Origin of the sequence: Bacillus daqingensis (assembly GCF_042654445.1) — a bacterium.
Classification (GTDB): Bacteria; Bacillota; Bacilli; order Bacillales; family Salisediminibacteriaceae; genus Alkalicoccus; species Alkalicoccus luteus.
Window position 1 is genome coordinate 25,467 of record NZ_JBHSGK010000009.1, and the last position, 13,137, is coordinate 38,603.

Genomic DNA, 13,137 nt, shown 5'->3' on the forward strand with positions numbered 1-13,137 from the left:
AGCGCTGAAACAAGGTTGTCCCCTGTTTCAGCGCTTTTTTAGTGTGAGCCGACTCCCTATTGCTGCACATAAATCGATACAGCTCCGCCGTCCGTATGGAATTCTCCCCAGCCGTCGCTGTTAATGGTGACAGACGCGCCGTGATTACCCGTCATATCGCTCCACGTTTCGCCGGCCCGGTCTCTGCCTACATACATCCACTTTGATCCGCCGGGGCCATTGGACATAACCGCTGCCATGCCGGATCCGGGATGACTGCTGCTTCCTTCACGTGTCCAGCCGACGACATCCCAGTGGTCAAAATAGTCATGCTGCGCACCATATGCGTAATCCTGCCTCGCTTCCAGCAGCGTATCGAGCATTTCCTGCTTTGCGCCGATGCCGTCGTTGGGAATGCCGTAATAGTCCCCGTAAAAAACAGACGGATAGCCGCCTTCACGCGTCAAAATAACGGCGTAGGCAAGCGGTTTAAACCAGTCGTCCACCCATGATTCCAGCGATTCTCCCGGCTGCGTATCATGATTGTCGACAAACGTCACCGCATGCATCGGATGCGTTTCAACGAGCGAGCCGTCTAACAGGTTGCGCATATCGTAGCTGCCGCCTGTTCTCGACGCTTCATAAAAATTGTAGTTCAGCGGTACGTCGAACATGGATACATCCCAGTCCATCCGCTCCAGGTAGCTCTCAATCGCACCCAGATCATCCGCCCAGTATTCACCGACGACAAACAAATCCTGCTCTGCTTCGTTACGCTGAAAGCCGACCCAGTCATTCATGTACCAGGCGGGTACGTGCTTCACTGCATCCAGCCGGTAGCCATCGAGATTCAGCTCGTCCGTAAACCAGCTGCCCCAGTTCATCATCTCTTCCCGGACTTCCGGGTGGCTGTAATCAATGTTTGCTCCGAGCAGATAATCGTAATTGCCATTTTCCAGATCGACGTCGGAATTCCAGCCTGTATGTGTCAAGCGGAAAAGGTGATCTTCTTCATACCGGGCGTCCCAGTCTACGCCGTTAAAATGAAACCAGCGCCACTGAAAATCAGAATACACCCCGTCTCTCCCCGGAAAGTCAAAGCCGGTCCACGCTTCAATTTCATAAGCACCGGAAATGTCCTGCATCCTGTTGGAGCGATTTACCTGCACCGCCTCCACTGGCTCTGTAAAATCTGCCCCCATTTTATGATTCATGACGACATCGCCGTATACCTGGATTCCCTGAGACTGCACTTCGCTGATGGCTGATTCCAGCTCTGCCTTCGTTCCGTACTTTGTCCGCACGGTACCTTTTTGATTAAATTCACCGAGATCGTACAAGTCGTAGGCTCCGTATCCAACGTCCCCCTGTCCGGAGCCTTTATAAGCAGGCGGAATCCAAAGCGCCGTGATGCCGGCATCGCTCAACGCCTCCGCTTCCGCATTCATTCGATTCCAATGCTCTCCGTCATTTTCGAGGTGCCATTCAAAATACTGCATCATCGTGCCATTTTCTGCTTCTGCAAGCGCTGTGCCCGCCGGCATCTGCATGAAAAACGCCAATCCAGTCAGCAACGTCTTTTTCATGAAACCATCCTCTCTTTTATGAAATCGCTTTCATTTATGACGTTAGCCTGTTTTTCTTTTTCTTGCAACGCTGTCTGTCAAGTTCAGCAGAATGGCATAAGACCTGTTGCGGCTATCGTTGTGCAAACGATTGTGCAACTACTCGGACTGCACAGGACTATTGTAGACGGGAATGGGGGTGCGGGAAGCGGCAGCTGTTCGTATCAGTCAGACCCTTATCCGTAACTGAAGGCCCTTATTCGCAACGGGTTCCCGCTTTATGAGGATGCTTCTGCTTTTTGTGAGGAGGAGACGGCACGTTATGAGGAGGTTTTCTCGTTTTACGAGGAAGCTCAACCGCTTTACGTGAAACTGCCGCTGGCGACCTTTTTTAACCATCGTTCTCCCCCGTATGCGTAACTGGAGACCCTTATCCGCAACGGGTTCCCGCTTTATGCGTATCCACTACCTCTTTATGCGTTGCTGTCACCAGTTTACAAGTCGAAAACTCCGACTTATGAAAATCCGCTGCTCCCTTGAAAAAGGTGCCGGAGGTCAATCTCCGGCACCGCTCTCTTATGCTTCTTCCTGTTGTTTAGAAGCTGGATTTTTGATAAACATCGCGATCACGAAGCCGATAAATGACAGGCCGGTCGCGACCCAGAAAGAAATGTTCACTCCCTGAATCATCGCCTCGTTTTCGGAGATGCCGTTTCCGGAGGCCGCTGCCCCGACGGTCATCATCGTCACGAGAAAGGCGGTGCCGAGCGAGCCCCCGACCTGGCGGAGCGTGTTGTTCATCGCCGTGCCGTGCGGAATCAGATGCTCCGGCAGCCGGTTTAATCCGGCTGTAGTGACCGGCATCATCACCATGGCCAGCGCAAGCATCCGGAAGGCGTGCACCGTCGCCATGTAGGCAAACGACGTATCTTCCGTCAGTCTCGTAAAGAGAAATGTCATCACCGTTAAGAGCGCCATGCCGCTGATCGAAAGCCACCTGGCTCCAACCTTGTCAAAAATACGCCCGGTGATCGGATTGAACACACCCATCAAAATGGCTCCCGGCAGCAGCATCAGCCCAGACTGAAATGCGCTGAAGCCGAGCATGTCCTGCATGTAGATCGGCAGAATCGTCGCTGCCCCGATCATCGACATAAACAGCACGACGCCAATGATGTTGGAAATCGTGAAGATGCCGTAGCGGAAGACGCGGAATTCAAGAATCGGCTCCGTCAGCTTCAGCTGACGGCTGATAAACCAAAACAGCGCTACGGCGCCGACGGATACAGAGGCGAGCACCTGCGTGCTTCCCCAGCCCGTTGAACCGGCGCTGCTGAAGGCGTAAAGCAGACCGCCGAAGCCAAGTGTCGACAGCATTATCGAGAGCCGGTCAATTTTCGGAAAGGTCCGCTTCGTCACATTTTTCAGTACGAAGTACGCGACGATCAAATCGATAACCGCAATCGGCAGCACGATGAAAAACAGCGCCCGCCACGGATACTGGTCGACGACCCATCCGGAGAGCGTTGGGCCGATCGCCGGAGCAAACGCAATGACCAACCCGACAAGCCCCATCGCCTGTCCCCGCTTTTCAACCGGGAAGACCATAAATAGCACCGTCTGCATCAGCGGAATCATAATTCCGGCGCCGGATGCCTGGACGATCCGCCCGGCGATCAGCATTTCAAAGTTCGGCGAAAGCCCGGCAATGAGCGTCCCGAGTGCAAACAGGCTCATCGCCGTCATGAACAATGCTCTCGTCGTATATTTTCCTATTAAAAAGGCTGTAATCGGAATCATAATTCCGTTTACGAGCATAAAAATCGTATTCAGCCACTGCGCCGTATTCGCATCGATTCCAAGATCCCTCATAATCGGCGGGATCGCTGTGACAAGCAGCGTCTGGTTTAAAATCGCAACGAACGTACCTGTCAGCAACACGGCGACGAGCGGGCCTTTTCGTATGTCGTCTGGCATGATGTCCTCTCCCGTCTGGTTCCTGGCTGGAACGCGCCTTCCTCTATCTTACTCTTTTCTACATACCCGAAAAAGGGTTCTGCCTGACGAGAGTCGAAGCTTTTGTTTACGATTCCGCTCCCTTTTCCGTACACTAAAGGAAACAGATGAAGAAAGGACCGATGCTATGAGCCGCACATTTGCACCATCATCGATGCTCCAGCAGCTGCCGGAGCAGTTTTTTGCCAAGCTTGCCGGCACGGCTGCCGCTTTGAAACAGGAAGGCCATGATGTCATTAATCTTGGGCAGGGAAATCCGGATCTGCCAACGCCGGAGCACGTCGTCCAATCCCTCCAGAATGCTGCAGAACATCCGCTCTATCATAAATATTCCCCATTTACCGGCTGGGCGTTTTTAAAGGAGGCTGTCGCCGCGTATTACAAGCGCGAGCACGGTGTCACGCTCGATCCGGAAACGGAGGTCGCCGTACTTTCCGGTGCGAAAACGGGTCTTGTTGAAATCAGTCAGTGCTTGTTGAATCCGGGCGACCGTGCCCTGCTGCCGGATCCCGGCTACCCCGACTACCTTTCCGGTACGTCGATGGCCGGTGCAGACGTTACGTTTATGCCGCTCAAACAGGAAAATCAGTTTTTACCGGACTTCGGTCAGCTCAACAGCAGCGTGCTGGATGAAGCAAAGCTGATGTTCTTAAACTACCCGAACAACCCGACTGCCGCAGTCGCGAACAGCCGCTTTTTTGAGGAAACGGTCTCCCTCGCCGAACGGCACGACCTCTGCGTCTGCCATGATTTTGCGTACGGGACGATCGGCTTTGAAGAAAAACCGGTCAGCTTTCTGGAAACTCCGGGGGCGAAAGACATCGGGGTGGAAATGTTTACGATGTCAAAGGCCTTTAACATGGCGGGCTGGCGGGTCGGATTCGCCGTCGGCAATGCCTCTGTCATCAAGCACCTGAACCTGCTGCAGGACCATTTGTACGTGAGCCTGTTCGGCGCCGTGCAGCATGCCGCCGCTGATGCGCTGAACGGACCGCAGGACAGCGTACTGGAGCTTACGGCCACGTATAAAAAAAGACGGGATCTGCTTATCAGCGGCCTGCGCGACGCCGGCTGGGAGGTTCCTGCTCCGGCGGGATCATTTTTCGCCTGGCTCCCCGTACCCAACGGCTGGACTTCGGAAACGTTCGCTGACAAGCTGCTTCACGAAGCCCATGTCGTCACCGCACCAGGCAGCGGATTCGGTCCGTCAGGAGAAGGGTTTCTGCGCGTCGGTCTCGTCCAGCCGGAAGAACGGATTCAGGAAGCCGTAGAGCGGATCAGCAAGCTGGACGTGTTTCAGCCGTAAATAAAAAATCAGAAAATTTCATTTTCTGTATTGACTTCTTGTTGTAAGCGCTTTATTATGAAAACTAACTTCTTGAATACGTATTCAAGAATGTTTCAGGAGAGATGTCCATTGGTTTCGTCAAAAGATGTAGCTAGGTATGCCGGAGTGTCACAATCCACCGTTTCCCGTGTTTTAAACGAGCCTTCTAAAGTAAATAGTGAGAATGTTTTAAAAGTGCAGGAGGCAATGAGAGCGTTGAACTACAGGCCAAACTCTGTCGCCAGGTCTCTTGTCAGCAATAGAACACGGACGATCGCACTAATTTCGGGCCCCTTGCATAATCCATTTTTCGTGGAAACTACGACTTCCATTGTGAACTATGCAGAGTCCAAAGGGTATCGCACGATGGTCTTTTTCGAACACACCGATGAAAACAAGCCTATTTATGACGCTGTACTGTCTGAACGAGTAGATGGTATTCTTTTATCTTCAATTTTCAGAGAAGATCCGGTTTTTGACGACCTTCAAGCCCTTGACATTCCTGTCGTCATGTATAATCGCCGTCATAATAAAGGTGGTAATTTTGTAGAAATCAACAATATCGAGTCTGGCAGACTAGCTGCGAATCATTTACTGGAGCTAGGACACGAAAGGCTGGCTGTCGTCAGCGGTCCTAACTATACCTCGACCTTTCATGGTCGAAAGCAAGGATTTTTAGATGAATACAAGCGAATAACTGGAATGGACCTCACTCTAGACCTGATAAAGGAAACCAATACAACTGAAGCTGCTGTTCATCAGGCTGTTTTAGACATTATGAGCAGCAGGAAACCACCAACAGCCATCTTTGCAGCTACTGATGCCATCGCTATTTTTGCAATGGATAAGCTACAGCAAATTGGCTATAGTATTCCAGACGATGTTTCAATTTGTGGTATGGACAACGTGAGCTTAGCAAATCACCGGTCATTTCAGCTTACATCTATTGGACAAAAAGGTCCTAAAAATCTTGGTTTGATAAGTGCTGAACACTTAATTGAATTAATGGAAAAACCAGCTAATGAAGATGTTCAGATCACACTAGAACCAGCATTATATGATCGAAAGACAACAAAGCCCCGATTGTTATAATCGGGGATTCACTTTAAGTTTTCTTGAATACGTATTCATAGAAAGGGAGAGTTGACATGCAACTAACAGAAACTACTAGAGGTTGGTTTTTAAATGGCGAAGAAACGTACGTTGATAAAACATATGATATTTTTCATCCCCATACAGAAGACAAACTAGCACAAGTGCCTGATTCTACTCCAGATATGATGAAACAAGCGATTGAGGCTGCGCATGCTGCATTCCCAAAGCTTAAAAAGCTAACGAAAAAAGAACGCGCAGACATGCTTTTTAAAGCAGCTTCTTTCATTGAGCAAGAGAAAGAGGAAGTCGCACTAACCATCAGCAAAGAAGCATGTAAACCATTAAAAGCTTCCTTAGCTGAAGTGGACCGAACTGTGCAGACTTTACAGTTCGCCGGCGAAGAAGCAAAGCGACTGGATGGTGAATATCTTTCTTTAGATGCAGCAGCTGGTGGTGAAGGGCGAGATGCGTATACTATTTTTCAGCCTATTGGGGTTATTGGAGCTATTACACCGTTTAACTTCCCTTTAAATTTGACAGTGCATAAAGTAGGACCAGCTCTTGCAGCTGGAAATCCTATAATTATTAAACCCAGTGAACAAACCCCTCTCTCTGCTTTATATTTAGCAAAAGTATTAACTAAATCCGGTTTTCCAAAAGGAGCTTTATCGGTCGTTCCCGGTGATGGAGTTTCTCTTGGAAAGGTGCTGCTGGAAGACGATCGCGTGAAAAAAATATCCTTTACTGGAAGCCCTGAGGTAGGAAAACTAATTAAAAGTCAGGCAGGTCTAAAGCGAGTAACGTTAGAGCTAGGGAGCAACTCCCCTATGTATGTTGACCGCTCCATTACCGATGTAGAGACTGTAGCTCAAAAAGCGGTTCAGGGAGCTTTTGCATATAATGGACAAGTTTGCCTTAGCACCCAGCGCATCTATGTGCATGAGGAAGTAGCTTCATCATTCAAAAAAGCGTTTGTAACGTTTACAGAAAAACTTCGATTTGGTGCACCTGAAGAGCAGGAAACGGATGTCTCCAGCTTGATAAATAAACGCTCTCAAGAACGAGTTTTTAAATGGATTGGAGAAGCTGTAGAGCAAGGAGCCTCTTTGCTTACAGGGGGGGAGAAAAAAGATAACGGAATAACACCAGCAGTTCTTGAACGTGTTCCGGCCACCGCCTCCATTTCTTGTGCAGAGGTATTCGGTCCCGTAGTTTTAATCAACGAAGTGCGTGATAGCCAAGAAGCTTTAGAGGCGATGAATGACAGCCACTATGGATTGAATGCCGGCGTATTTACTAATAACTTATCTCAAGCTATGCAAATGGCTCATGAACTTGAGACTGGTCAAGTACTCATCAATGATGTTCCAACATTACGATTTGATCACATGCCTTATGGAGGTGTAAAACAATCCGGTTATGGCAGAGAAGGAGTCAAGTACGCGATGAGGGAAATGGCTGAACTGAAGATGATCAGCATCAATTACCAATCTTAGGAGGATCTGAAATGGAGATTACCACTATCACCTTTCAACCAACTTCAACGAGAAGACAATTGTACTACCCTTATCTACTTTCAGTATGGCGATCATCATATCGAACACTATTTTCTCCGCAAACAGAGAAGCGCGCGTTAATGACCAACTTGGTTAAAGGAGGAACCAGTTTTGCGGTTCCCCCACATACGACAATTATGAAAGCGTTACCAAGATCTGTGATGACTTCAGCAGTATCTTTTAACGAAGCTGAAGAAGATGCGTTCGAAATGCTTAGAAGATTTTATCTGCATAAAGCCCGTTCCTGGAAAATACCTGATATTACGCTTCAGTATTCAACGCTGGTGTATGTTCCATTTGAGTATTATGTCAAGCAAACACGTTGGCTGAAAAAAGATGCTCTTTTTCTGTACGAGCCTTTGTCAAACAGTGAAGAACCTTTAAAAAAGCACCCTGAAATATTAGAGCATGTATCTGCCAAGGAGGCGATTGGATGACTTTTCTTTTTATTATGGGCACGTTAATTATCGGTACATGGATTGGCATGGCACTGCTTCTTTTTAAAACAAGATTAGTAGATGAAGAAGAATAAAAAAAGAAAAGAGGTTTCGTAAATGGATACGACAATTATTACGTTTTCCTGGATATTCATGAGTCTGTTTATTCTTCTTATGCTGGCAATGGGCTGGGTAGGAATGAAACGTACTAATACACCAGATGATTTTGCTACTGCCCGCTCCAGCTACGGTCCTCTTGTAGTGGCATTGGTTATTGCAGCAGGCATCTCCAGCGGATCTACTTTCATGGGTATGCCCGGGCTGGCATATTCCATCGGTACACCTTCGCTGTGGTATCCGCTCCTCTACCCGATAGCGACTGTTATAGGAATGGTTTTTGTAGCAAAGGTAATCAAGCGCTACGGTGATAAATTTGGAACAAGAACGATTCCAGAGTTTATTGGTGAACGATTCCAAAGTGATTTTTTAAGACTAGCACTGACGATCATCTCAATCTTGCTGATCTTTTACGTGGTTTCTCAATTTGTTGCAGCTGCAACGATGTTCCAGACGATGATGGGCATTAACTATGGAACAGGGCTCATCTTAACAGCTGTAGTTCTTGCCATCTATGTATTTATGGGAGGCTCTCACTCAGATATTATTACCGATGCTATTCAAGGTTTCTTGATGGTGATTATTGCTGTAGTTGTCTTCACTACATTTTTAACCAGTTTTGGAACTGGAGGGAACTTCCAGCAAATGCTCTCGACCATCAGTCAGGAGCGTCCTGAAGGTGGTTTCAATCAACTTTTTTTACCAGGGGATGCAACATATGGCTCTTTATGGCTCGTAGGCTTATTGTTTATCGCTCACCTTCCTTTTGCTGTGCTGCCTCATTTGGGAAATAAATTCATGGCAGTTAAATCTGGAAAAGATCTAAAAAAGTTGATCATGTACTGTACGATTATCGCTACCATTTTGCCACTAATGGCACTTGGCGGTATGCTGGGAATCGCAGTCATCGGCGGTGATGCCGGTATCCATCCTGACCAGATTATCCCTGTTTTATTCAGCGAACTGTTTCCACCAGTCATTGCCGCTTTCTTCGCAGTAGCTGTTTTATCAGCAATTATGTCGACTTCGGATGGGCTAATCGTCTCCTTAACCCAACTTCTTGCAAATGATTTATATCGAAAATCTATTGTTCCAAAGCTGCGGATTACAAAAGAGAAAGCAGAAAGAAACGAACTTCTGATCAGCAGATACAGTACATTTATAGTGATCATTGCAGCCATCTTTATTGCCTGGTCTCCTCCCGAATTTTTATCTGTATTTATGTGGATAGGAATAGGAGGTATCATGGCAGCTACTGCCGGACCGCTAATTGTGGGTGCCCTTTGGAAAAGAGCTACAAAAAGTGCAGCTATTTCGTCCCTCTTGGCTGGCACCATTTCTTATTGGATCATCTATTTGCCTTTCGGATTTGATTTCGCTAATCCATTTGGTGCAGCTGGACTAGGTGTCATCATCAGCATGTCTACGATGTATTTTGTAACCTTGGCCACTTCTGCGAAGCATGATGTTAGTGTGCCTTTTGAACGTAAATCCACGGTGAAAACCGGATAATAGTTGGAGGTTTTAAACGATGTCATTTTCATTTGTATCACCTTTACGTATCGAAGCCGGTGAAGCGGCTGTAAAACAACTTCCCAACCTAGTAAAATCCTTTGGGGCTGAACGAGTATTTGTTTTTGCAGATCCCGGGGTTGTCAAAGCAGGTATTACAACACCTGTAACTGATGAGCTTGATCAAGAAGGGATTACCTATTACGTCTATCAGGATTTACAGCCGGAACCGCCGATTCACATTGGCGATCATGCAGTAGCGGCTTTAAAGGATTTTCAGGCTGACCTGGTGATTGGTGTTGGAGGCGGGAGTGCTCTGGATATAGCCAGTGCAGCTGCTGTTATGCATGGGAATGAAGGCTCTATAGAAGATTATTTAAACTTAAGCGGCACCAAATCGTTCCAGCATAAAGGGCTCCCAAAAATATTAATTCCCACCACTGCTGGAACTGGGGCTGAAATCACAGACATCGCAGTATTTTCTCTGGAGAATACAAAAGATGTGTTAACGCATGAATATTTGTTAGCCGATGCTGCCGTAGTCGACCCCGCCTTGACTTATACCGTTCCCGCTTCTATTACTGCAGCAACTGGAGTCGATGCGCTTACTCATGCGGTTGAAGCCTTAGTATCCGTGAATGCTACTCCTTTAACAGACACATTAGCTATGAAAGCGATTCAGCTCATTTCCAGCAGTATCAGGCAAGCAGTGAGAGATGGGTCCAATAAAGAAGCCAGATCCAATATGGCTTGGGGCAGTATGATAGCAGGGTTAAGTTTTTATAACGCAGGTGTCTCTGGTGTCCATGCATTAGCATACCCGCTCGGCGGTATGTTTAAGGTGCCCCATGGTGAAGCCAACGCTGTACTTCTTCCATATATTTTTGATTTCATTTGGCCCTACGCTACCCCTAAAATGAATATGATGGCTCAGGCCTTGAATGTTTATGAAGAAGATATGTCAGAAGAGGAAGCAGCAAAAGCCGCTGTATTAGAACTAAAATCTATTGTAGAAGATGTGCAAATCCCAGCTGATCTAACACACTTCGGAGTAAAGCGCGATGATTTGAAGGCGTTAACGGAAGCAGCTACTAAGCAATCCCGCTTGCTTGCCCGAAGTCCAAAATCCTATTCATACGAAGAGATCTTTGATCGGTATGTAGCAGCTTTCGAAGGAAAATTAGAAGTCAGTAAAACTCATAGTTGATAATAGTTCACCTTTCTAAGGCTCCTCTTCCCATATTTCATGCACTCTTATGCAAATACCGCCATATTGGTTCAGTCAGGTACTTGTCGCTTTCTGTAAGCCTTACGTTATTTTTAAGCGGCTGACTTGTCGTTTTTTCGTTATAAAGATCTGTTAAGTTGCTTTCAAGCCGCTGTCTGTTACGTTTGACCGCGGCTCTCACAAAAACTCTAGCTAGCTGGACGTGTTTCAGCGATCGCACTAAAAAGAGGAGCCGCAACCGCCGGCTCCTCTTTGTTTATTCTGTTAATCCCTCTGCAAACACCGATGCGTTGTGGCGCAGCATATCGAGGTACGTTTCTGCTCCGCTTCCTTCTTCACCGACAGCATCGGTGTAGACTTCGCCGGCAATCGGCACGCCGGAGTTATCAGATACGGTTTCCATGTAGCGCGGATCAACGGTTGACTCGACAAATACTGCCGGGACGCCGCGATCCTGAATCACGTCTATGATCCGGTTCATCTGGCCGGTCGTGCCTTCTTCGTGCGAGTTCAGTTCCCAGATGCCGTCGGTGTCGATATCAAAATCAGCCCCGAAATACTTAAAGGCATTTTCACTGACGACAATCAGCCGCTGCTCTTCTGGAATGTCTGCAAGCTCTTCTTCAATTTGCGCCGACAGCTCCTCTGCTTCCTGCTTCAGCTGTTCGCCGTTTGCTTCAAAATCGGCAGCGGCGTCCGGCGCCCGCTCGGACAGATCTGCGACGATGTTGTCTACATAGTAAGGAATGTTTGCTGGACTCAGCCATGCGTGCGGGTCGACGCCCTCTTCGCCCTCAAGCGGAATTTCCTTAACGCCGGTAGACGTCTCCACAACATCGGTGTCCGCAGCATTTTCGACCACCCGCTGCAGCCACTCTTCCAGCCCCAAACCGTTTACATAGAACACATCTGCTTCATTCACATTACGGAAATCACTTGGTACCGGCTCGTACTCATGCGGCTCTTCGCCGATCGGCACGATGTAATCAACTTCCGCATGCTCGCCTGCAACCGTGGCAGCAATGTCACCGAGCACGGAAAAGCTTGTTGTAATATATAAATCCTCTTCTTCATTGCTGCCTCCGGATTCTGCTTCTCCGCAGGCGGCCAGCAGCAGCGCCGGCAGCAGCCAAATCAACTTTTTCATTCGTCATCCCTCTTTATATATGTTTATGTACAGCCACGATGTTTCCCTAAGGAAACTTTTGTTGTTGAGACCATCTTATCCTGCTCTTCATGAAAAGTAAAGCTGTTTGCTTCAAAAAAAAAGCAGAACGGCTCTGTATTGCTTCGAAGCCGTTCTGCTTATGATGATAAAATCAGGATGTTTTATGCTTCCACTTCATTTCTTCTCCAGATTCCCATTTTACTTCTACTTCTATTTTTTCGATTTCTGATTCATCCAGGTCCAGCTCGGTGACCAGCTCGTCTTTCATATCACGAATCGGACGGTTCGTCTGCAGTTGAATCGCGCCAAGCAAAGATTCGATCTCCTCAAGAGCTTCACGTCCTTCCACTTCTGTTCCGTCACGATGCTCTATTTCAGCCTCCGGATCGTCCGCTTCATAGTCGTATTCCAAGTCCTCACCGTTTGTAAAATCGATATCTATGTCCAGCTCCCGCACCGCTCCCGGCTCTGTACCGGCGATATTTTCCTGATCCACCTGCAGCTCTTCTCCGGAAGCAAGCTTCATTTCAATTTCGATATCATCAAGCTCCTCGAGCGGCATATCGATGTGAGCGAGGATATCATCACGCATCTCTTCAATGGAGCGGTCCTTGTGAATGTCAACGGCTGCTAGCAATTCTTCTATTTCCTGTGCTGCGGCTTCTCCCCGGACCGATTCGTCCCCGTCCCGTTCGATATCTGTTTCGTTATCGCGGTCAGCTCGGTAGTCGTACTCCCACTCATCGCCGTTTTTCCATTCCAAGTCCAGATCAAATTCATCCACCTCTGCCTCGTATGCCGCGGCCTCCTCTTCTTCTGTGTTGGCCTCTTTGGCGGATTCGTCCGCCGTCTCATTTTCCTGCGCTTCTTCCGCTGTTTCATTGTTTGCCGCAGGTTCCTCATCAGCAGCCTGATCGTCCTCGTTTTCTGTACTCATCTCGGTTTCTACATTTTGTTCAGAAGCGGTTGTCCCGCCATTATCCGGCTCCACACTCTCCATCTGTCCGCATGCTGTCAGCAGTGCCACCGCTGTAAGTCCTGTCATTATTTTTTTCATCATATCTCATCCTCTCGTTTGTTCATTACAGGTATAGCTTACCCCGCCTGTATGAGAGGATCGTGAAACGTTCATTAGAA

General features: G+C 48.0%; 10 protein-coding genes. 6 read left to right on the forward strand and 4 right to left on the reverse strand.

The annotated features are described in order from the left end of the window. Window positions 1-56: 56 nt before the first annotated feature. Together ACFO4L_RS09405 and ACFO4L_RS09410 are read right to left on the reverse strand one after the other, a co-directional pair. On the reverse strand, window positions 57-1,565 hold the full coding sequence (locus ACFO4L_RS09405) for an alpha-amylase (RefSeq protein ID WP_377909412.1): 1,509 nt from the start codon (window positions 1,563-1,565) through the stop codon (window positions 57-59). Between the two features lie 555 nt (window positions 1,566-2,120). Beyond that, a complete protein-coding gene (locus ACFO4L_RS09410; protein WP_377909413.1) occupies window positions 2,121-3,521 on the reverse strand; it encodes an MDR family MFS transporter in 1,401 nt (466 codons plus the stop codon). 166 nt (window positions 3,522-3,687) lie between these two features. Between ACFO4L_RS09410 and ACFO4L_RS09415 the strand changes: the two genes are divergently transcribed. The 6 genes from ACFO4L_RS09415 to ACFO4L_RS09440 all read left to right on the forward strand — a co-directional run bounded on the left by ACFO4L_RS09415 (window position 3,688) and on the right by ACFO4L_RS09440 (window position 10,811). Next, complete coding sequence (locus ACFO4L_RS09415) at window positions 3,688-4,866, forward strand: pyridoxal phosphate-dependent aminotransferase (protein WP_377909414.1); 1,179 nt, start codon at window positions 3,688-3,690, stop codon at window positions 4,864-4,866. Window positions 4,867-4,977: 111 nt separating this feature from the next. Next, on the forward strand, window positions 4,978-5,979 hold the full coding sequence (locus ACFO4L_RS09420; RefSeq protein WP_377909415.1) for a LacI family DNA-binding transcriptional regulator: 1,002 nt from the start codon (window positions 4,978-4,980) through the stop codon (window positions 5,977-5,979). Between the two features lie 56 nt (window positions 5,980-6,035). Then, a complete protein-coding gene (locus ACFO4L_RS09425) occupies window positions 6,036-7,478 on the forward strand; it encodes an aldehyde dehydrogenase family protein (protein WP_377909416.1) in 1,443 nt (480 codons plus the stop codon). Between the two features lie 11 nt (window positions 7,479-7,489). Further along, the gene (locus ACFO4L_RS09430; RefSeq protein ID WP_377909417.1) at window positions 7,490-7,975 is read left to right on the forward strand and encodes a hypothetical protein; all 486 of its coding nucleotides are present in this window, start codon (window positions 7,490-7,492) and stop codon (window positions 7,973-7,975) included. A 117-nt stretch (window positions 7,976-8,092) separates the two neighbouring features. Beyond that, window positions 8,093-9,604, forward strand: a complete 1,512-nt coding sequence (locus ACFO4L_RS09435) for a sodium:solute symporter family protein (RefSeq protein WP_377909418.1) — start codon at window positions 8,093-8,095, stop codon at window positions 9,602-9,604. Window positions 9,605-9,623: 19 nt separating this feature from the next. After that, window positions 9,624-10,811: an iron-containing alcohol dehydrogenase gene (locus tag ACFO4L_RS09440; protein ID WP_377909419.1), complete on the forward strand. Its 1,188-nt coding sequence runs from the start codon at window positions 9,624-9,626 to the stop codon at window positions 10,809-10,811. Window positions 10,812-11,088: 277 nt separating this feature from the next. On the opposite strand, the gene ACFO4L_RS09445 is transcribed toward ACFO4L_RS09440, so the two are convergent. Together ACFO4L_RS09445 and ACFO4L_RS09450 are read right to left on the reverse strand one after the other, a co-directional pair. Next, the gene (locus tag ACFO4L_RS09445) at window positions 11,089-11,979 is read right to left on the reverse strand and encodes a metal ABC transporter solute-binding protein, Zn/Mn family (RefSeq protein WP_377909420.1); all 891 of its coding nucleotides are present in this window, start codon (window positions 11,977-11,979) and stop codon (window positions 11,089-11,091) included. Between the two features lie 172 nt (window positions 11,980-12,151). Then, window positions 12,152-13,057, reverse strand: coding sequence for a YusW family protein (locus ACFO4L_RS09450; protein ID WP_377909421.1), 906 nt, complete (start codon window positions 13,055-13,057; stop codon window positions 12,152-12,154). Window positions 13,058-13,137: the final 80 nt, after the last annotated feature.